Annotated in this window: 17 protein-coding genes, 2 pseudogenes and 1 riboswitch; of the genes and pseudogenes, 11 read left to right on the forward strand and 8 right to left on the reverse strand. The window is 54.3% G+C overall.

Annotated elements, in window-relative coordinates; all coding sequences use genetic code 11:
* Nucleotides 1–3: 3 nt before the first annotated feature.
* A pseudogene (gene purN / locus D6851_RS01405) lies at nucleotides 4–579 on the reverse strand (phosphoribosylglycinamide formyltransferase); the annotation flags it as partial.
* On the reverse strand, nucleotides 572–1,690 hold the full coding sequence (gene purM / locus D6851_RS01410; RefSeq protein WP_120323082.1) for a phosphoribosylformylglycinamidine cyclo-ligase: 1,119 nt from the start codon (nucleotides 1,688–1,690) through the stop codon (nucleotides 572–574). The pseudogene purN and the gene purM, both read right to left, overlap by 8 nt.
* A 72-nt stretch (nucleotides 1,691–1,762) precedes the next feature.
* Between purM and D6851_RS01415 the strand changes: the two genes are divergently transcribed.
* The 4 genes from D6851_RS01415 (at nucleotide 1,763) to D6851_RS01430 (ending at nucleotide 4,770) form a co-directional block, all read left to right on the forward strand.
* A complete protein-coding gene (locus tag D6851_RS01415; protein WP_120323083.1) occupies nucleotides 1,763–3,043 on the forward strand; it encodes a heavy-metal-associated domain-containing protein in 1,281 nt (426 codons plus the stop codon).
* Nucleotides 3,044–3,053: 10 nt separating this feature from the next.
* Nucleotides 3,054–3,653, forward strand: coding sequence for a P-loop NTPase family protein (locus D6851_RS01420; RefSeq protein ID WP_120323084.1), 600 nt, complete (start codon nucleotides 3,054–3,056; stop codon nucleotides 3,651–3,653).
* Nucleotides 3,654–3,715: 62 nt separating this feature from the next.
* Nucleotides 3,716–4,414 carry a serine O-acetyltransferase EpsC gene (epsC, locus tag D6851_RS01425; protein WP_120323085.1) on the forward strand — a complete coding sequence of 233 codons (699 nt, stop codon included), beginning with the start codon at nucleotides 3,716–3,718 and terminating at the stop codon, nucleotides 4,412–4,414.
* Complete coding sequence (locus D6851_RS01430; RefSeq protein WP_120323086.1) at nucleotides 4,414–4,770, forward strand: DUF2794 domain-containing protein; 357 nt, start codon at nucleotides 4,414–4,416, stop codon at nucleotides 4,768–4,770. The genes epsC and D6851_RS01430 overlap by 1 nt, the downstream gene beginning before the upstream one ends.
* A 23-nt stretch (nucleotides 4,771–4,793) precedes the next feature.
* On the opposite strand, the gene D6851_RS01435 is transcribed toward D6851_RS01430, so the two are convergent.
* Nucleotides 4,794–5,699, reverse strand: coding sequence for an SDR family NAD(P)-dependent oxidoreductase (locus D6851_RS01435; RefSeq protein WP_120323087.1), 906 nt, complete (start codon nucleotides 5,697–5,699; stop codon nucleotides 4,794–4,796).
* 171 nt (nucleotides 5,700–5,870) lie between these two features.
* Between D6851_RS01435 and D6851_RS01440 the strand changes: the two genes are divergently transcribed.
* On the forward strand, nucleotides 5,871–7,241 hold the full coding sequence (locus D6851_RS01440; RefSeq protein ID WP_120323088.1) for a porin: 1,371 nt from the start codon (nucleotides 5,871–5,873) through the stop codon (nucleotides 7,239–7,241).
* Nucleotides 7,242–7,257: 16 nt separating this feature from the next.
* On the opposite strand, the gene D6851_RS01445 is transcribed toward D6851_RS01440, so the two are convergent.
* Nucleotides 7,258–7,932: an HAD-IA family hydrolase gene (locus tag D6851_RS01445; protein ID WP_120323477.1), complete on the reverse strand. Its 675-nt coding sequence runs from the start codon at nucleotides 7,930–7,932 to the stop codon at nucleotides 7,258–7,260.
* Between the two features lie 61 nt (nucleotides 7,933–7,993).
* Here D6851_RS01445 and glmU point away from each other — a divergent pair, with 61 nt between their 5' ends.
* From glmU to glmS, 3 genes are all read left to right on the forward strand, one after another.
* Complete coding sequence (gene glmU / locus D6851_RS01450; protein ID WP_120323478.1) at nucleotides 7,994–9,355, forward strand: bifunctional UDP-N-acetylglucosamine diphosphorylase/glucosamine-1-phosphate N-acetyltransferase GlmU; 1,362 nt, start codon at nucleotides 7,994–7,996, stop codon at nucleotides 9,353–9,355.
* A complete protein-coding gene (locus D6851_RS01455) occupies nucleotides 9,352–10,008 on the forward strand; it encodes a hypothetical protein (protein ID WP_120323089.1) in 657 nt (218 codons plus the stop codon). The genes glmU and D6851_RS01455 overlap by 4 nt, the downstream gene beginning before the upstream one ends.
* A gap of 104 nt (nucleotides 10,009–10,112) precedes the next feature.
* The gene (gene glmS, locus D6851_RS01460) at nucleotides 10,113–11,936 is read left to right on the forward strand and encodes a glutamine--fructose-6-phosphate transaminase (isomerizing) (RefSeq protein ID WP_120323479.1); all 1,824 of its coding nucleotides are present in this window, start codon (nucleotides 10,113–10,115) and stop codon (nucleotides 11,934–11,936) included.
* A gap of 80 nt (nucleotides 11,937–12,016) precedes the next feature.
* Here glmS and D6851_RS01465 read toward each other — a convergent pair whose 3' ends face one another.
* Both D6851_RS01465 and D6851_RS17645 read right to left on the reverse strand, forming a co-directional pair.
* Entirely contained in the window at nucleotides 12,017–13,054 is a 1,038-nt protein-coding gene (locus D6851_RS01465) for a threonine aldolase family protein (RefSeq protein WP_120323090.1), read from the reverse strand.
* A gap of 57 nt (nucleotides 13,055–13,111) precedes the next feature.
* A riboswitch (SAM-I-IV-variant riboswitch) is annotated at nucleotides 13,112–13,218 on the reverse strand.
* A gap of 52 nt (nucleotides 13,219–13,270) precedes the next feature.
* A complete protein-coding gene (locus D6851_RS17645; RefSeq protein WP_183029940.1) occupies nucleotides 13,271–13,447 on the reverse strand; it encodes a hypothetical protein in 177 nt (58 codons plus the stop codon).
* Nucleotides 13,448–13,687: 240 nt separating this feature from the next.
* Here D6851_RS17645 and D6851_RS01470 point away from each other — a divergent pair, with 240 nt between their 5' ends.
* From D6851_RS01470 to D6851_RS17970, 3 genes are all read left to right on the forward strand, one after another.
* Nucleotides 13,688–14,371, forward strand: a complete 684-nt coding sequence (locus D6851_RS01470) for a Fe2+-dependent dioxygenase (RefSeq protein ID WP_120323480.1) — start codon at nucleotides 13,688–13,690, stop codon at nucleotides 14,369–14,371.
* A 107-nt stretch (nucleotides 14,372–14,478) separates the two neighbouring features.
* The gene (locus D6851_RS01475; protein WP_120323091.1) at nucleotides 14,479–16,656 is read left to right on the forward strand and encodes a TonB-dependent receptor; all 2,178 of its coding nucleotides are present in this window, start codon (nucleotides 14,479–14,481) and stop codon (nucleotides 16,654–16,656) included.
* 20 nt (nucleotides 16,657–16,676) lie between these two features.
* Nucleotides 16,677–17,522 (forward strand): energy transducer TonB, encoded by an 846-nt coding sequence (locus tag D6851_RS17970; RefSeq protein WP_238473884.1) that lies wholly within the window; start codon nucleotides 16,677–16,679, stop codon nucleotides 17,520–17,522.
* Nucleotides 17,523–17,646: 124 nt separating this feature from the next.
* Here the strand turns inward: D6851_RS17970 and D6851_RS01485 are convergent.
* Nucleotides 17,647–18,227: pseudogene (locus tag D6851_RS01485) on the reverse strand (transposase); the annotation flags it as partial.
* A 146-nt stretch (nucleotides 18,228–18,373) separates the two neighbouring features.
* Nucleotides 18,374–19,168, reverse strand: a complete 795-nt coding sequence (locus D6851_RS01490; RefSeq protein WP_183029941.1) for a Crp/Fnr family transcriptional regulator — start codon at nucleotides 19,166–19,168, stop codon at nucleotides 18,374–18,376.
* Nucleotides 19,169–19,716 lie beyond the last annotated feature (548 nt).

Below are 19,716 nucleotides of genomic sequence, written 5' to 3' on the forward strand. Positions count from 1 at the left end.
TCAGCGGGTTACGAAATCTCGCAGCATTTGCGGGTAAAGCTGATATTCTGCCAGTAGAACTCTTGCAGCGAGGCTTTCTGGCGTATCATCAGGCATAATCCTGACTGGTATCTGGCCGAGAATGGGGCCGTCATCGAGCTCGGGGGTTACTTCGTGAACGGTGCAGCCGCCATAACAGTCGCCTGCTTCCAGCGCCCGCTTATGGGTTTCAAGACCCTTGAATTTTGGCAGAAGGGAAGGGTGCGTGTTAATCATCCTTCCCTGCCAGCGGCTCACAAAAGAGGCGCTGAGAATGCGCATATAGCCGCATAAAGCGACATAATCGACGCTAACCCCGCGTAGAGCGGCATCCATAAGCTCTTCATGATCTTCGCGCTTCAAACCCCGATGCGGATGAGCGAAGGTTTCGATGCCTTCGGCTCGGGCAATTGCCAGGCCGCGCGCATCGGGTTTGTTGCTGGCCACCAGAACGATCTCATACGGGCAGTCCGGCAGACGGGACGCATAGAGCAGGGCAGACATGGTCGTGCCATTGCCCGATAGCATCACGGCAACGCGCGCCTTTTTCGTATCAGGCATCGTGACGGGCTTCCCAGCTTTGCGAAACGTTCCAGCAGCCGGCAGAGCCGCGCACAGTGCAGCCGCGATTGCCTTCTTCGATCTGTCCGATCGGAACGGCCCGTTCTCCGGCTTCAGCGAGGGCGGCAATCACATCCTCGGCATATTGCGGCTGAACAGCCAGCACCATACCAATGCCGCAATTGAAAGTGCGGGCCATTTCTCCCGGTTCGATAGCGCCCTGTTCCTGAAGAAAGCCCATCAGACCCGGTTGTTCCCAAGCATCGGCATCGATGACGGCGTGGGTACCCTCGGGCAAAACGCGTGGAATATTCTCGAGCAGCCCGCCACCGGTAATATGCGCCAGCGCATCGATTTGCCCGGTGCGGATGACCGGGAGCAAGGTGCGGACATAGATGCGTGTCGGCTCCATCAATGCGTCGATAAGGCTTCGCGACGTATCGAAGGGGGCAGGCTCATCGAGCTTCCAGTTCATATCGTGTGCCAGACGACGTACCAGAGAAAAGCCGTTGGAATGAACGCCTGAGCTGGTCAACCCGAGCAGCATATGGCCGGCTGCGACTTTTTCGCCCGTGAGCTGCTCGCCCCGCTCGACCGCACCGACGCAGAAACCGGCCAGATCGTAGTCGCCCGGTGCATACATGCCGGGCATTTCCGCTGTTTCTCCGCCGATCAGAGCGCAATGGGCAATCTTGCAACCTTCAGCTATTCCGGCCACAACGCTCTCAGCCACACCGTTATCGAGTTTTCCGGTGGCGAAATAATCGAGGAAAAAAAGCGGTTCGGCGCCCTGAACGATCAGATCGTTGACGCACATGGCGACAAGATCGATTCCCACGCCGTCATGGCGGTCATGATCGATAGCGAGCTTGAGCTTCGTGCCTACCCCGTCATTTCCGGCTACCAGCAACGGATCCTTATAACCGGCAGCTTTGGGATCGAAGAAGCCGCCAAAACCGCCAATCTCGCCATCTGCACCTGGCCGCCTTGTGGCCTTCACTAATGGGCCGATCGCTTTGACCAGCGCATTGCCGGCATCAATGGAAACACCCGCCTGAGAATAGGTGTAGGGTGTCTTTTCGTTAGTGGGAGGGGATGTGTCTGAAGCCATAGATTACGCTCTTTAGTCTTTCCCGCTTGGATTTCCACTCGCCTTTAGGCAAAAGGCAATCGGTTTTCCCCGATGATGACAATAACACTCCCTCTCTCCCGCTCGCTTTCCCGCTCCCGTATGATGGGTGCCGGACTTGGTGCAATCGCTCTCGCGGCCGTGGCCGGAACTGCTCTCTTTGCGCAGGTTTCCGGTGATCGCGGCATCGCGCCGGTGGCTTCCAGCACCGATATCGTGGCCAATAACATCACGGTAGATGTTCATGGTAAGACGGCGGAGGAAGCCCGTCAGACCGGCTGGCGCGAAGCGCAGCGTAAGGCATGGGAAAAGCTGGGTGGCCCCGATCTTCCGGATTCGCGAATCGAATCGATGGTGGCTGCTGTGGTCATCGACCATGAGCAGCTCGGCCCGCGTCGTTATATTGCAACGCTTGATATTATCTTCGATCGTTCGCGGGCAGGATCTATGCTGGGCGGTGGAGGCAAACAGTCTCATTCCGCACCTATGCTTACTCTGCCTGTGCTGATCGACGGTGGCGCTGCCACCATGTTCGAAACGCGCAACCCCTGGCAGCGGGTCTGGGCTAATTTCCAGGCCGGTGGCAGCGCTATCGATTATGTACGTCCGGCCGGTGCCGGCGGCGAATCCCTGTTGCTTACCTATGGACAGACCGGTCGTCGCAGTCGTTTATGGTGGAACACTATTCTGTCCGAATTCGGAGCAGCGGACGTCATTATCCCTATTGCTCGTTTGCAGCATGAATGGCCGGGCGGACCGATTACCGGCACTTTTACAGCACGATATGGCCCCGATAACCGTTTGCTTGGTGAATTTACCTTGCGGGCAGAGAATGACTCCGAACTGGAGCCTATGCTGGAAAGGGCAGTGCACCGTTTCGATGATCTCTTCGCGAGCGGTCTTGCAGAGGGCAAATTGAAACCCGATCCCACGCTGGAAAGCGAAAGGATTGAAATCTCGCCCGAAATCCGGCGTCTGATCGAGGTGTCGCGTCAGGCAGAGGCTGCTGAACAGCAAGAACGCACCGAGCAGGCCGAGGCAGAGAATCCTGCCGATCTGGAATCTTCCACCGCACCGCAGCAGACAGAGCAGCAGGCTGTTTCAAACTTTGCGGTGCAATTCACAACGCCTAATGCCGCAGCGGTCGATGCGGCTTTGGCGGCGGTGCGTAGTGCACCGGGGGTACGCGGAGCTGCGACCAGCAGTATCGCTATTGGCGGCACATCGGTCATGCGGGTAAGTTATGCCGGTGATCTTTCCGCGCTTGCTGCAACTCTGCGCGCTCGCGGCTGGAACGTGACCGAAGGCAGCAACGCTCTCAGTATTTCACGTTAGACGGGGCACCATGTTCCAGTTCGCGCTGCCATTTCGCCCTGGGAGCGGGGAAGGCCCGCCCCGTATCGTGATCGGCGATGCTAATGCTTCTGTCGCTGAAGCTTTGCACAAAACCGAAGACTGGCCTTTCCGTACCGCAATCCTCACTGGCCCGCGATTATCGGGTAAATCGCTATTCGCTCGCTGGTTCGAAGAAAGCGGACGAGGGGAGGCGATCGACGATGCGCCGCAAATGGATGAGCATTTGCTGTTCCATCGCTGGAATCGGGCGCAGGAATTGGAACAGCCGCTTTTGTTGATCGCCGGGCCTGAGCCATGGAATATCGCGCTGCCCGACCTCAGATCTCGCCTCGGTGCAGCTATGCAGCTTGAAATCCAGCCGCCAGACGACAACATGGCAGCGGAACTGCTATTGTCTCTTGCTCAGGAAAGGAGCCTGCCCTTGGGCCCCGATGCAGCGGCTTATCTGGTTCCTCGCGCACCGCGGGGCTATGCTGAACTGGTGGATCTGGTCGCTGCGATTGACCGCATCAGCCTGGAACGCAAGGCTGCTCCAACGCTTGCCATATGGCGGGCTGCTCTTGAAGAGTTGCATGGCAGAGCGGGCTGAACTTGCCTCCGGGCTGGTTTGGTGAGACAATACAATATGACGATGATGCGGGAATATACGCCATGATGAACGGGCTGGTATCCTATCTCGACTCTATTAGAGCGCGCGACCCTGCGCCGCGTTCGCGTTGGGAAATATTGCTTTATCCGGGCGTATGGGCGCTGTTTTTCCATCGCATTGCCCATTGGCTGTTTAACGGGCAGATGTTTTTCTTCGCCCGTTTCGTGAACCATTTGTCCCGCTGGCTGACTGCGATTGACATCCATCCGGGCGCCAGGATCGGCAAGAACTTCTTTGTCGACCATGGATTTACCGTTATCGGGGAAACCTCGCTTATCGGCGATAACGTTACGATTTATCAATGCGTGACACTGGGCGGTTCCAATCCGACTAATGGCAAAGGCGGCAAGCGCCACCCAACATTGGAGGATAATGTCATTATCGGGTCCGGTGCGCAGGTGATCGGGCCGATTACCGTGGGGGAAAGAGCGCGCGTCGGCGCCAATGCTGTGGTGACCGACGATGTGCCTGAAGGGGCGACCATGATCGGTCTCAAAGCGCGCTCTACTCTGGTGCCTGCCGAAACCTGGCTGCGCGAATTTATTCCCTATGGCACACCTTGTGACGAACCGTGCGAGCCTACCGGCAATATTGAACGGATTGACAGCCTTGAAGAAGAACTGGCGAATCTGCGTGCTGAATTGGATGCTTTGCGCGTCGAGCGTGAAACTGTCAGCAAGAAGAGTGGTACGGATAATTGATGAAGCCAAACGAGGTCACGGGAAACATCGTCGCCTTTCCGGGCAAGAAACCGCAGCAAATCGGCTTCGACCGGATGGAATTACAGCGCATTCTCGATCTCTATGGCCGAATGGTCGCAGCTGGTGAATGGCGTGATTACGCTATGAATTTCACCAGAGAGTGCGCTACCTTTGCAGCTTTCCGCCGGACGGCCGATGTGCCGCAAATGCGCCTCGAAAAACGGCCTGCTCTGCGTAACCGGCAAGGTATGTGGGCTTTATTCGGGGAACAGGGGCAAATCCTCAAGCGTGGCCATGAACTGGCCGGGGTTCTCGCCCCGATTGAAAGGCGGCTGGTCAAGGCTGTCGATGACTGACGCCCGAGGCGTTTCTGGCTTTGTCAAACCCGCGGATTGCCGAGGGCGGAGAGGAGCGCTGCACTTTGTTCCGCACTCGATTTAGGAGAGCGCGTATCGCGCCTTTCAGCTATGCGTTTCCATGCGGCTGCAAAACCTTCTACACTCATATTGTCCGGTGCCAAAGTAACCGGTTCGTTCATGACCATCCAGGCGCTGTGAAAAGCCCCAGCCCCAGCCCCGACAATCGCGCCGCCCGGTGCATCTTCGCTGACGAGAAAAAGTGCAGCGGGCAAAATTTTCTCAGGCGTAAACTGCCGAAAAGCTTCCTCCGGCAAGATATCTTCCGTCATCCGCGTCGAAGCGAGCGGCGCTAGCGTATTCACCCGGATATTATATTTCGCCCCTTCAAGCTGGAGCGTTTTGGCCAAGCCGACAAGACCCAGCTTGGCTGCGGCATAATTGGCCTGCCCAAAATTTCCGAAAAGCCCGGTTGAGCTGGATGTGACCAGAATGCGGCCATAGGCCTGTTCACGCATGACGCCCCAGACGGCATGCGAGATATTAGCGGTTCCGATCAGGTGAGTCTGGATTACATCGCTGAAATCCTCAATCGCCATTTTGCCGAAGCTCTTGTCGCGCAATACCCCTGCACTGTTCATGAGAATATCGATTCTGCCCCAGCGGGCTTTGGCTTCGACGACGAGAGCCTGCATGGCAGCGTAGTCAGTTACCGACGCGCAATTGGCGAGGGCTTCCCCTCCTGCTGCCTCGATTTCCGCGGCAACCGTCTCAGCAATATTGCATTGCCCGGTGCCATCGCGCTGGCTGCCAATATCATTGACCACCACGCGCGCACCGCGTCGTGCCAGTTCAAGTGCATACACCCGACCTAGTCCGTTTCCGGCTCCGGTCACAATGGCAACCCGGTCTTTAAAGGAAATGCTCATTGTTCGACATCCCATCGCATTGTGCAGCGATGCCACTGGCAGACGTCTCATACAAGGTGAAGAAAATCGAATGCTGACGGGTTTTGTCACATAAAAGTCATTTAATGGACCTAAAGGCGTCACCCAATTGACATAAAGTCTTCAATTTGTCGTATTGGTAAAGGGTCGGGAATGAAGAAGCATTATTTGACAAGCGCGGCGGTTGCCCTGTCGCTCCCGTTCGGCTGGGCACCGGATGCTTTCGGGCAAGATGCTGCCGATGAGCAAGATCAGCTCCGCGCCGAACTGACCCAGATGCGTGCGCAGATGGCTGCCATGGCGGATCGTATCGATTCGCTGGAAGACCAGCTCGAAGCTGCCGATGCTAAAGCCGAACAAGCTGTTGCGCAGGCTGGTGAAGCACAGGTGGCGGTTCAGGCCACCACCGTTTCGCAGGTTCCCGAACTGACCAAAAAGGACGGTGTGACCTTCACACCTTTCGGTCGTTTGCAAGTCGATGCCGGTATTGTGAACGGACCCGATGAAATTAACGATCCCGGTCTTGGTTTCGCGCATGAAATCCGTCGTGTACGGATCGGCTTCAAGGGCGATATTCCTGGCGGCTTCGGTTATAAGATGGAAGTCGATTTCGCGAGCGGCGATCTCGATCTCTATGACGCTTACATGGAATATGCTGCAGGGGACGCGACCTTTAAGCTGGGGCAGCACAATAATTTCCAAGGGCTTGAAGAGCTGACCAGTTCGCGGTTCACTTCTTTCATGGAGCGTGCTGCTTTTACCGATGCTTTCGGCTTTGAGCGCAAAGTCGGCCTGTCTGCCGAATATGCGAAAGCCGACTGGATGGTGCAGGGCGGTGTTTTCAGCGACAATCTCGAAAATCTTCAGCTAGATGAGAACAATAGCTGGAGCGCGGACGCTCGTACGGTTTACGCTCCTAAAATTGGCGAAGCGCAGTTGCATATTGGCGGCTCGGTTCATTATCGTGAATTCAACGATGCCAGCGATGTGACACGCTATCGCCAGCGCCCTGAATTGCATGTGACCGATACGCGCTTCATGGATACGGGTAATTTCTCCGCTACCAGCGAACTGGGATACGGGCTTGAAGCGGCGGCCGTTCTCGGTCGTTTCCATTTTGAAGGCGAAACTTTCTGGCAGCATGTCGGCCGTCCCGCCGCACTGGCGGATCCGACCTTTTTTGGCGGTTCGGCAGAGATGGGTCTGTTTCTCACCAGCGGCGATAAGCGAAGCTATAAAGGGTTCAAATTTGACCGGGTGAAACCGGCTCATCCATTGGATCAAGGCGGTTTCGGTGCATTGCAGGTCAATCTGCGCTACGACTATCTCGATCTGAACGATGCGGACATTCGGGGCGGTATCCAGAATGCCTATGCCGCTTCACTTGTCTGGACGCCGACCGATTTCACACGCCTGATGCTTGAATATAGCCGGATGGAATATGATGACATGCCTATTCTGGCCGGCACGCAGGATGATTATGGGGTCGATTCAATAGGTATGCGTGCGCAGGTTGATTTTTGAACCAGACAGGAGGGGCTCACAGCCCCTCCAGCGCAGGTATCAATTCGTCATAATGGTCGATCACGCGGTCGGCACCGAGCTGATCGGCCGGTGCATCATTATATCCGAAACTGAGGGCGATGCTGGGTACTCTGGCAGCAGCGGCAGCGCGCGTGTCGTAAGTCGAATCGCCGATCATCGCGAAACGCCCGCTACCCTGGCAGCGTGAAATGGTTTCCTCGATCATATCGGGAGCCGGTTTCGAACGGCCCGGCTCAAGTGTGTCGCCACCCATAATGCTGGCGAAGCGCCGGGTCATGCCAAGTTGATCGAGCAGCTTGCGTGCCAGATCTTCGGCTTTGTTTGTAATGACAGCCAATGTGCAACCACGTTCCGCAAGCTGATCGAGCGCGGGAAGACACCCTTCAAAAGGGACGGTGTGATCTGCAATATGAGCCTGATAATATTCGATATAATGGCTGTACAGACGTTCAATTTCATCTTCTTCAACCGGATCTCCGGTCAGCTCCATGGCGCGCGCCAGCATCAGTCTGGCTCCGCCTCCGATGAGCTGGCGTGTGGCTTCCGCAGTCACCGGTTCGCGTCCCGCAATATGGAGTGTATGATTGAGTGCGGGGAACAGGTCGCGATTGCTGTCTACCAGCGTTCCGTCGAGGTCGAAGCCGATTATGGCGAAAGGAAAATCAGTCATGATGCGCTTCGATGCCGGAGCCGTATGGAAACCGCAATGAAATGATGGCATGGCCAAAGACATGACAGACGCGCGACCAATTGCCGCCATAGTCCTTGCTGCGGGCAAGGGTACCCGAATGAAGAGCCAGCGCCACAAGGTGCTGCATCCAATAGCCGGGAGGCCAATGATCGAGCATCTGCTCGAATCGCTTGCTCAGTTGCAGCCAGAACGGATGGTCGTGATAGTCGGTGACGGGCGCGATCAGCTCGAAGCGCAATTGGGCAATCGCGCCGAGTTGGCCTTGCAGGATCCGCAATTGGGAACTGGCCATGCCGTGCAACAGGCTCAGGCTGTGCTGGGCGATTTCTCTGGCGATATTCTGATCCTGTACGGTGACGTGCCTTTTGTTCGGCCGGAAACCATGCAGGCGATGATCGAGCGTTTGCATAGGGATGATGATCCGGATGTGGTCGTGCTGGGCTTCGAACCTGAAGACGGTCTTCAATATGGCCGGATCATCGCCGAGGATGGCCGCATTGCTAAAATGGTCGAATTCAGGGATGCCGATGCGGCGGAGAAAGCCTGTCGTCTGTGCAATTCGGGCCTGATGGCTGTACGAGGAACCGCTTTGTTCGATTTACTGGACAAGGTTGGCAACGATAATGCGCAAGGCGAATATTACCTTGTGGACATCGTTAATGTGGCCAATCGTGAAGGCCGGTATTGCGCAGTCATTTCAACCGATGACGAACATGAAGTGGCTGGAATTAATTCACGGATAGAGCTGGCGAGTGCGGAAAGGCGCTGGCAGGGTCGGCGGCGTGCACAGGTCATGGCGGAGGGTGCCACGCTGACGGCGCCTGAAACGGTGTTCTTTTCCTGGGATACTGCACTTGGCCAGGATGTGCTGATCGAACCGAATGTGGTTTTCGGGCCGGGTGTCTCAGTAGCCGATAATGTGACGATCAAGGCATTTTCGCATGTGGAGGGAGCGCGTCTCGCCCAGGGTGTGGAGATCGGACCCTATGCACGTTTGCGACCGGGGTCGGTATTGGAAGAAGATGCCAGAGTCGGCAATTTCGTCGAGATGAAGAAAGCGGTTCTGGGCAAGGGAGCCAAGGCCAATCATCTGACCTATCTGGGCGATGCCGAAGTCGGCGCCGGGGCCAACATCGGTGCTGGCACGATCACCTGTAATTATGATGGCTATTTCAAACACAAAACCCGGATTGGCGCACGGGCCTTTATCGGTTCTAACAGTGCTTTGATCGCTCCGGTGAATATCGGGGCCGATGCCATTGTTGCAGCGGGTAGTGCGGTGAGCCGCGATGTCGGTGACGGTGAATTGCGTCTTGTCCGGGCCGAGCAGCTCGTCAAGCCGGGCTGGGCCGATCGCTTCCACGATGCGATGAAGAAAAAGAAAAAGCTGGAAGGGCAATGATCCGTAAGGCCTGCCTCGCGGCGCTGATTTTCTGGACCGTCTCCGGATGTTCAGAAAATGGTCAGTCCTACACTGACAGTGTAGTGGAAACAGGTGGCGATAATGCAGCCGCAGAGGCGGCACATGAAGACACCGCGTTAAATACGGGGCCAGATCAGGGTGTCGAGCATGACGGGGCAACAGGGCAACGAGCGGAATGCAGCGTCGATGAAGAGCCGCTTTTCGCCTGTCCGCTGGAGAACGGGAAAAAGGTTGCCGTCTGTCTGGTTGACCGGCCAGACGGGCAAAGCTTTGTCCAATATCGCTATGGTGAAGCCTGTAAGACAGCGGAGCTGGCCTGGCCGGAGAAACCGGGCACAGAGCAACTGCGTTTTGCGTCTACTCCCTATTCGGGGGGAGGAGAAGCGCAGCTTTCCTTCGCGCGTGGCCACACACGTTATGTCATCTATAGTCGCGTGGTGCGTACCAATTTCAAAGCGGGTGAACCCAATAACCCGAAATTCGAAGATGGCGTCATGGTGCTGCGCGACAGCAGGTTGCAAGCGGACTATAAATGCCGGGACGGCGAAGCGCCCATACCGGTCGATTATAATCTCGCTGATGAACATTTGCCTGAAAATGCAGATGGCATTTTTTATCCCGACGAGGATTGATCTCCTGGGAAAAACAGCCGGACGGCACGAAAGACGAAGGATTTTGTGGCATCACTTCTGCCTGTTTAAATCCCTTATATGTATGCATTGAGGAAGTTGGCTATATGTGCGGAATTATCGGCATTGTCGGAACACAGGCCGTAGCGGATCGACTGGTGGATGGTCTGCGCCGGATGGAATATCGTGGCTATGATAGTGCTGGTATCTGTACGCTCGATAACAATGAAATGATCCGCCGTCGGGCCGAAGGCAAGCTGAACAATCTTGTTAGCGAAGTGGCGAGCCATCCCGCTCCGGGGATGACCGGCATCGCGCATACGCGCTGGGCCACGCATGGCGCACCGACCCAGAATAATGCTCACCCTCATGCGACGGACGAAGTTGCGTTGGTCCATAATGGCATTATCGAGAATTTCCGCAGCCTTCGTAAAGAGCTGGAAGCGCGCGGTCGGCATTTCGAAAGCGAGACCGATACCGAAGTGGTCGCCCATCTTATTTCCGAACAGATAGAAGCAGGCAAATTGCCGCAGGATGCTGTGCAGACCGTTCTGCCGCAATTGCGTGGTGCTTTTGCGCTGGCCATTGCATTTCGCAAATATCCCGATCTGCTTATCGGTGCGCGTCTCGGTTCTCCGCTGGTACTCGGTTATGGCGAAGGGGAAACTTTTCTTGGTTCCGATGCGCTTGCGCTGGCCCCGCTGACGCAAAGGATATCCTATCTCGAAGAAGGGGACTGGGTTGTCGTCACGCGAGATAGTGCGACGATCTATGATAAAGACAATCGGGAAGTGATCCGGGATATCACAATGTCCGGTGCTTCGGCCGCGGCTATCGAAAAGGGCAATTATCGCCACTTCATGCAGAAGGAGATTTTCGAGCAGCCCACCGTCGTTGCACAGACGCTGCAGTCCTATATTCGTCCCTTGGAACAGACTGTCGCCCTGCCGCAGATCGATTTTGATATTTCGGCAGTCAACCGGGTGACCGTCGTGGCTTGCGGGACCAGCTATTATGCCGCAATGGTGGCCAAATACTGGTTCGAACAATTTGCCCGCGTACCAGCCGATATCGATTATGCCAGCGAATTTCGTTATCGCGAACCAGTGCTGGAAAAGGGCGGGCTGGCGCTGTTCATTTCGCAAAGCGGTGAGACGGCCGATACACTGGCAGCGTTGCGCCATTGCAAGGCTGAAGGGCAGACTATTGCAGTGGTGGTCAATGTGCCGACCAGCTCTATGGCACGTGAAGCGGATCTTTTATTACCGACTCATGCAGGCCCGGAAATCGGTGTCGCATCGACCAAGGCTTTTACCTGTCAGCTCGCGGTTCTGGCCGCGCTGGCGGCTCATTTTGCCGTTCGTAAGGGCTGCCTTGATCCCGCAGAAGAGGCCGATATTGTCCGCCATTTGCTCGAAGCACCAGCTTGCCTCAATGCTGCACTCGACCATGACGATGAAATTGCGGCTATGGCCCATCTGATAGCTCCGGCACGCGATGTGCTATATCTGGGACGTGGGCCTGACTTCCCACTGGCACTGGAAGGCGCGCTAAAGCTCAAGGAAATCAGCTATATTCATGCCGAAGGCTATGCTTCGGGCGAAATGAAGCACGGGCCGATTGCACTGATCGATGAATCGGTGCCGGTGATCGTTCTGGCGCCTTCCGGGCCATTGTTCGAAAAAACCGTTTCCAACATGCAGGAAGTGCGCGCTCGGGGCGGTAAGATCGTGCTGATATCCGATGCGGAAGGTCTGGCCGAAGCGGGCGAGGGATGTATGGCGACGATTGAGATGCCCAAAGTTCACCCGCTCATCGCACCGCTGGTTTATGCCGTGCCGGTACAATTGCTTGCTTATCATACGGCGTGTGTAAAAGGCACCGATGTGGATCAGCCACGCAATCTCGCCAAGAGCGTGACAGTGGAATAAAGGCTGGCAGTCGGCTTGTAGCGGCAAGGCTGGTCTGGCTGGAGCTGGAGAAAAGCGTCGCCCCTCGTTGACCGATCGTCTTATCCGGACACGGCCTGGCGAATATCGTTGGCTAGTTCCTGCACACCTGCCGGGTCTGTGTCCCAGGCGAACATGAAGCGCGCACCGCCGCCGATGAAGGTGTAAAAACGCCATTCTTTGGCGCGTAAAACATCCAGCATTTGCTCGGGGGCGTTAAGGAAAACGGCATTGGATTGCACAGGAAATAGCAGGTCCACCTCAGGCAGGTCCTGAATCTGCCGGTAAAGCTGCAAGGCGCAGGCATTGGCGTGGCGCGCATTTTTGAGCCATGCGCCGCTTTCCAGCATGCCAATCCACGGAGCGGTGAGGAAGCGCATTTTGGAAGCGAGCTGACCTGCCTGCTTACACCGATAGGCGAAATCCTCAGCCATGGCCCGGTCGAAAAACAGGATTGCTTCGCCAGCGGCCATGCCATTCTTGGTCCCGCCGAAACACAGTACGTCTACCCCTGCTTTCCATGTGATGTCAGCGGGGTTGCAATCGAGTGTTGCACAGGCATGCGCGAAGCGGGCGCCATCCATATGCAGGCGCAGGCCAAGCTCGCGACAAGTGGCGGACAGCGCTTTGATTTCCGCTATCGTATAGACTTGTCCTGTCTCGGTCGGCTGGGTGATCGTTACCACGCGCGCTTTAGGGAAATGGATATCGGACCGTCCGGTGGCGAGCCGATGTACCGCTTCAGGCGTAAGTTTGCCATCGTTAGAAGGAGCTACCAGCAGTTTGGAACCGTTGGAAAAAAATTCCGGTGAGCCGCATTCATCGGTTTCGACATGCGCGGCGGAAGAGCAGATGACACTGTGATAAGAGTGGCAAAGCGATGCAAGCGCGAGCGAATTGGCTGCTGTGCCGTTAAAGGCGAAATAGACATCGCAATCGGTGCCGAACAGTGTGCGGAGACTGTCGGCTGCCAGCTGGGTCCACCGATCCTCTCCATAGGCAATGGCAGAGCCGCTATTGGCCCTTTCCATGGCGGCCCATGCTTCGGGGCAGATACCCGCATAATTGTCGCTGGCGAATTGCTGGCTGTGCTGCGTCATGTCTGTCGGCCTTGTCGATTCTTGTTTGTTTGCAAGAAGTCAGGTCGACACGTGGCGTTTCATCCCGTTGGTTGCCGGTCCGGCCACATCCCCTCGCGAAAAGGGCACCACCTTGCTCGGGAGCAGGTTGGTGTCAGGCGTCTGCCCGACTCTTGATGATGGGCGTGCAGGTAGATCCACCCGGCTGTTGAGTCAAATCGGGAATGAAGTTCTTTTTTACCGACGGAAGTGACCCGATGTATCGAGCAGAGGAGCATGGCCGAGGCGGCGAAGAGACAAAGCGAGACCGGCGCAGGCCGGCAGGGCATGGCGACTGGCGCCGTCCTTTTGGGCGAGTCTTTCGGCACATCCCGAGCTTTCATATCGCCGGTTGAAAAAGGGTATCGCTGACATGACGATCTCTCCGATTCATCGCTAATGAGAATAATTATCATATAATGGCTGAGCCTTCTCATGCGTATTGTCAAGTGGTTAGGGTGATTTGTGCTATTGATCTTTATTCGCAATGTGAGCAGAAGCATGGCCCGAAAAGAAAGGGGGGAGGCGCTGCTTCTCGGCAGTTTAGCTACGGCTGTCCCGTGTCGGCGCCTGAGAAAGATGCGGCCCGGTATGGCCGAAAGGATACAATCAGCGATGATGCTTAAAGTCGAACAGGTGCTCGATGCCGATAATGTCTCAAAATTGCGGAGAATTATCGATTCTGGCCCATGGATAGACGGGAATGAGACATCGGGCCATCAGTCGCGCCTGGCGAAACGCAATCAACAGCTGAAGCAGGGGTGCGATGAAGCTGCACAAGCTGGGCGGCTGGTGCTTGAAGCATTGGGGCAAGCACCCGAATTCGTGGCAGCGGCTCTACCGCTCAAAGTGTTTCCGCCGTTATTCAACCGTTATGAAGGCGGGGAGGAATTCGGCATTCATGTGGATAACAGCATCCGCCGGATCGCAGGGACTGAATTTCGTATTCGCAGCGATTTGTCCTGCACATTATTTCTCGAAGAACCCGAAGATTATGACGGCGGTGAACTGATCGTGGAGGACCTCTTCGGGGAACATCGTGTGAAACTGGCGGCGGGCGATATGGTGCTCTATCCCAGTTCCAGCCTGCACCGGGTTACTCCGGTAACGCGCGGGGCCCGCACAGCGTGTTTTTTCTGGCTGCAAAGTATGGTGCGCGACGATGGCGACCGGGAAAAACTCTATCGTCTTGACCGGAGCATCCGCAGCTTGAGCGCCGAACGCGGCGGCACCGATGATGTCGTGATGGAACTGACCAATCTTTATCATAATTTAATGCGCCGATGGGCGGACGCTTAACACGCCATGCAGAAATGCGAATGGTTTGCATTATTCTTGACACGGTGCGAATGATTCCTAATAGCGTCGCTTGATTCTACATTAATCAGAACCAAGCAGGGGGAATCATGACGTCCAACCGTTCGAGAACCGCTCAGCGCGGTGCAGCCAGTTTTGTCGCGCTGGGCTGTGTCGGCTTTATCGCCAGTGCGCCTGCCATGGCGCAGGATCAGGAACCGACGCGCCTGCAGGGCGTGACCGTGACAGATACCGCCGTGGAAGACAGCTATACTGTCGAAGAAGTGTCTTCGCCGAAATATACCGCGCCGCTGGTGGATACGCCGCGAACGGTCAATATCATCACAGAAGATGTGCTGAAGGATACCGCTTCATTCTCTTTGCAGGACGCGTTTCGTAACGTCCCCGGTATCACACTCGGTGCCGGCGAAGGTGGAACGGCCAGTGCCGATATTCCCTTTATTCGCGGCGTTGATGCCACCGGCGATGTATTTGTCGACGGCGTGCGCGATGTTGGCTCGCAGACTCGTGAAGTCTTTGCGCTTGAATCCGTGGAAGTAGCGAAAGGGCCGAATATGGATTTCGGCGGGCGTGGTGCTGCTGCCGGTGCGATCAATCTTGTAACCAAGGCTGCACGGGCCGGGAATTTCGGTTCCGTTTCCGCCACTGGCGGCACCTCGGATCTGGTTCGTATCGTTGGTGACATCAACCGTGAAGTGAACGATCAGGTCGCTGTGCGTCTCGTCGGCATGTATCATGATTCTAAGACGCCGGGCCGCGATCATGTTCATGATGATCGCTGGGGGATCAATCCCTCTGTAAGCTGGGGGCTCAACAGTCCGGTCAGTCTGACGCTCGACTATTACCATCTCGAGGGTGACAAGATCCCGGATTACGGTCTGCCACTGACCGGCAGTTTCGGCACGGAGCGTCATCCTGCCGATGTCGACCCGGACAATTTTTACGGACTGCTGTCGCGCGATTTTCAGAAGACTAATGTCGATGCCTTCACGGCTAAATTCGAAGCGGATCTTTCAGACAGCGTCACGCTGTCCAACATCACCCGCTACAGCGATACGACCAATCGCTATATCGTTACCAATCCCGATGACAGTCGCGGGAATGTGGCGGATGGCTATGTCTGGCGAAACACGAAAAGCCGCGGATCGCATCAATATGGCATCGTCAGTAACACTAATCTGAGTGCGATTTTCAATACCGGTTCGATACAGCACAGTCTGGCAACCGGCTTCGAATTTAATGATACCGATTCACGCAATGCCAATTACAGCGTCGATACCGGCAGCAGTGATTGTGCAACTGCCGGTCTTGGCGATTATAACTGTACCGATCTCTATAACCCCGATCCGACCGACCCCTGGGCCGGCGAAGTTAGCCGGAATACCAGCCCGAGTAAGGCCGGGGCGACCGAATACAGTCTCTATGCCTTTGACACGATTACCATTGTGCCTGCTTTCATGCTGAATGGCGGTGTGCGCTGGACAAGCTTTAAAGCAAGTGGCTCTGGCAGCGGTCGCGGCGGTCCTTACGACGTTTCGAATAAGAGCGATTTCTGGTCCTGGCAGGGCGGGGCGGTGTTCAAGCCCACCGAGAATACAAGCCTGTATTTCTCCTATGCCGATTCCAAAACACCGCCGGGCACATCGGTAGGAGAAGGATCGGATAATATCGGCTCAAACAATGCGCTTTACGAACCCCAAAGCACGGAAAACTGGGAAGTCGGGGCCAAGGCCGAATTGTTCGAACGGGCACTGCTTCTTTCCGCAGCGGCCTTCCGTGTCAATCGCAGCAATATTCAGCAGCGCGATCCGACGGGCGATGTAACTGAAATTTTCGATTCAGCGCGTCTGGAAGGTTTCGAAGTGAGTGCGACTGGCACGGCGGGACCAGTCTCGATGATGATCGGTTACACTTATGTGGATAGCGAATTGCGTGATGAGTCGGTCAATTCGGGCAATTATTTGCCACAGACGGCCAAGCATAATTTTGCCGGGACGATCGACTGGCAGGTTACGCCGCAATTCAGCATTGGCGGCGGTGCCAATGGCGTATCCAAGAGGTATGCCGATGCCGGCAATCTGGTTAGTGCCGATGGCTATGTCCGTTTCGATGCGCATGCGGAATATGAGATCAATGATACATTTGGCGTGCGGGTGAATGTGAACAACATCACAGACAAGCGCTATATCGTGAAGCTGCGCAATCCGCATTTTGCGGTGCCGGCAGCCGGTCGTCAGGCAATTGTGACCCTGACGGCACGCTATTGATCTGAAATGAAGCAGGTCTCGTGAACGCCTTCAAAACGATTGATTTTGACTTGCAACATCAATCGCATGAGCGGATGATGAAGCTTATGGATCAGGGGGCAATAGCGAGACCTGCAGACTGGAACGAGTCGGGTGCGGATGTATCTGGCCCGTCTGCTGATGCTTCGCCGCGCCTGGCATTGCTTGAAGGCGGCGCGGTGTATGAGCGTTCCGCTTACGGAGCTGACCGGCGGCTGCGCTGGCCAGTTCTCGTGGGTATTGTGGTTGCCCATATCGCCGTTATCGTCATTCTGCTGACCGTGCATTATGAAGTGCAGCGGCGCGACAGGGTCGATCAGATTACCACCTTTTCGATCAGCGAGCCTCTACCGGCCGCACCGCCTCAGCCTGATCCTGAACCGGTTAGCGAAGCGCAGCCTGTTACAACGCCGCAAATTGTGCCCGAGCCACGCATTCAGCTCGACAGGAACCGTGAAACACTTGCCATTTCGGATGTTTCGCCGGCCCCGGTTGATATGCCGATCATGCATGTAGTGGTCGACGCGCCGACTATGGCGGCCAAGTCGCCGCCCGCTCCGGTCCCTGTCACCCCGCCCGATTTCTCTGCCGCCCAGCTCAACAATCCTGGGCCGTCCTACCCCTATCTTTCACGCAAGGCGAAAGAGGAAGGTGTGGTTGTGTTGCGTGTGCTGGTTAGTGCAGAGGGACGGGCGAAGTCTCTTCGGATCGAAGAGACGAGTGGGTTTGACCGGCTGGACAAGGCTGCGCTGAAAACGGTTAAGAAATGGCGCTTTGTGCCGGCCAGTCAGGCCGGTAATCCTCGCGAAGCCTGGGTGCTGGTCCCGATTACCTTTTCTCTCGGGTAAAATGCGCCGGTTGGAACGTCGCATTGGTTCTATGAACTTGATTCACCGGTATATGGACTATGGGCTGGTCTCAGAGTCGGTTTCGGTTGATCCGTGCGAAGAAGTGTTCGAGGATCCAGTGTCATGGCAGAACGACGAAGCCGGTCTGTCCGGTGATCTTGTTGACGATCTCGACCTTGATGCTGGTGGCCTGGATGATGCGCTTGTGGTTGTAGCCGCAATCGGCCCAGACCTTCCCGATGAACGGGAACCGGCTGCGCGAGATTTGCAGCACTGCGTCGCCGCCGTTACAATCTTGGACATCAGCGGTGTGAGTTCAATCAACAGCGTCCTGCCATCGGTATCGAATAGGTCCTTGATCTTCTTGCCCGCGGCATAGCCCCGTGGGTCGTCGCTTTCCGTGGTTTTGGCGCTCTGGCTGTCGATAATAGCTGCCCTCGGACTGGCTTCGCATCCCACGCGTTGACGATCCGCCATAACCAACGGTTCATCCGCTCGAACACGGTCTTGTCGCGCAGGCGGGCAAGCCAGCGATACACCGTCTGTATGCGGAAAGTCTCTCGGCAGCAACTGCCAAGCGATCCTGCCGCGCAGAACGTAAAAAATAGCGTTTACGATCTCGCGGATCGGCCATTCGTGTCGTCGTCCAGTTGAACCGGGCAGCGGCAGAAAAGCCATAATCAACCGCCACTCCGCGTTGCTCAAATCCGTCTGGTATCACTTTGAACCCCGCCTATGCTGCGCGGTTGGCTGGGGTTCACATGGCTGTCTTCGAGATGTCTGCAAACTCCCGGAATACATGTGTCTCAGCCGGTTACCCCCTTTCGAAACGGCCTTCAAAGTTGTAATCATCAAAAATTACGACATAAAAATATGTTGTTATTTAAAGTTTTATGATTCAAATCGAGATAGTTAGGGTCGAATCCAACATAGTTAGATAATTTATGTATGTCTTCTATAAATACTCTTCGTCCAGAAATTTCCAACATACTCATTGACTTTAATATTTTTAAGCTTCTGTTTGTGTGAACTGGGCTTAATCCTACTGTGTCGGCTAAATCTATTTGAGTAAGAGGCAAACGAAACTCGACATTTCGAGCGTCGGTAATGGCTTTGGAGCGGATAGCAATTTCCAACAAGAGATTGCCTATCTGTTCGACCCCGGTCCGTTGTCCTAAATTAATGAGCCATTCCTGAGCGATGGCAAACTCCTGAGCAAACTCTTGCCACAAAATATGCGCCCATTCCGGGCAGCTCTTTGCAAGAGTTGCCAGCTCGGAGGTCTGAAAACTTAGTGCAATACAATTTGTATGAGTATGCAATTCATATTCACCTGAATCCGAAAAAAGGCTTGATAAATTTACAAATTCATTTGGAAAATAAAATGAAGTTATATGCCTTTTTCCATCTCGACTAAGTCTAAATTTACTAATCAACCCATCGATTATAATTAGACACTTTCGATTTAATTCTTTTCTAGTCGATAGATTTTTATTAGCTCTAAAGAAAATCAAATCAACATTTAAACTTTCGAATGCGTATTTAGATTTATTTGATAAAGAAAATCTATTAGAAATTTTTTCGCATATTATCTTATGCTCTTTAACAGGATCAACAAGTTGATAGTCATTTTCTCTTCGATGCACTGTATTATTTTCCAAAAATTTGAAAAATACTGAAATTTAATATTATTTTATATTTTTAATTTAAAATAATATTAGCGGTTTAATATGTTTGAGATCCTGAGTCACAATATATGATTGCTTTTCTTTTTATATTAACAAAAGATATGAGAAAAAAAGTTTTCGATATACAAATGTTAATGGCTTAAATTTTTAATTTAAATATCAAAAACATTCTATTGTTAAATTTTATGTTAATTATTTTAGCTTTAAAGGATCATGATTATGGCAAGAAGGTTTCTTTGCCTTTTAAAAAAGCATAAAGTAAATAGGAGGAAGGTTTGGTTTGATGGAATTAATTACCGTACAAAATGTAATAATTGTCATGTAATGTTGATAAGAGATCTACATGGTTGGCGCGAGTTCTCAGAGGAAATTGATCATAACACATTAAGAAAAGAAATTTCTCTCATGAAAAACAAGAGTAGCTGACTTAAATGTTAATTAATTTTATTTTTATTATAAAAACTTTTTGATCATTGTCTGAAATATCGTCAATGCTAAGCGACTAT

It is taken from the genome of Altericroceibacterium spongiae, from assembly GCF_003610805.1.
Lineage (GTDB): Bacteria > Pseudomonadota > Alphaproteobacteria > Sphingomonadales > Sphingomonadaceae > Altericroceibacterium > Altericroceibacterium spongiae.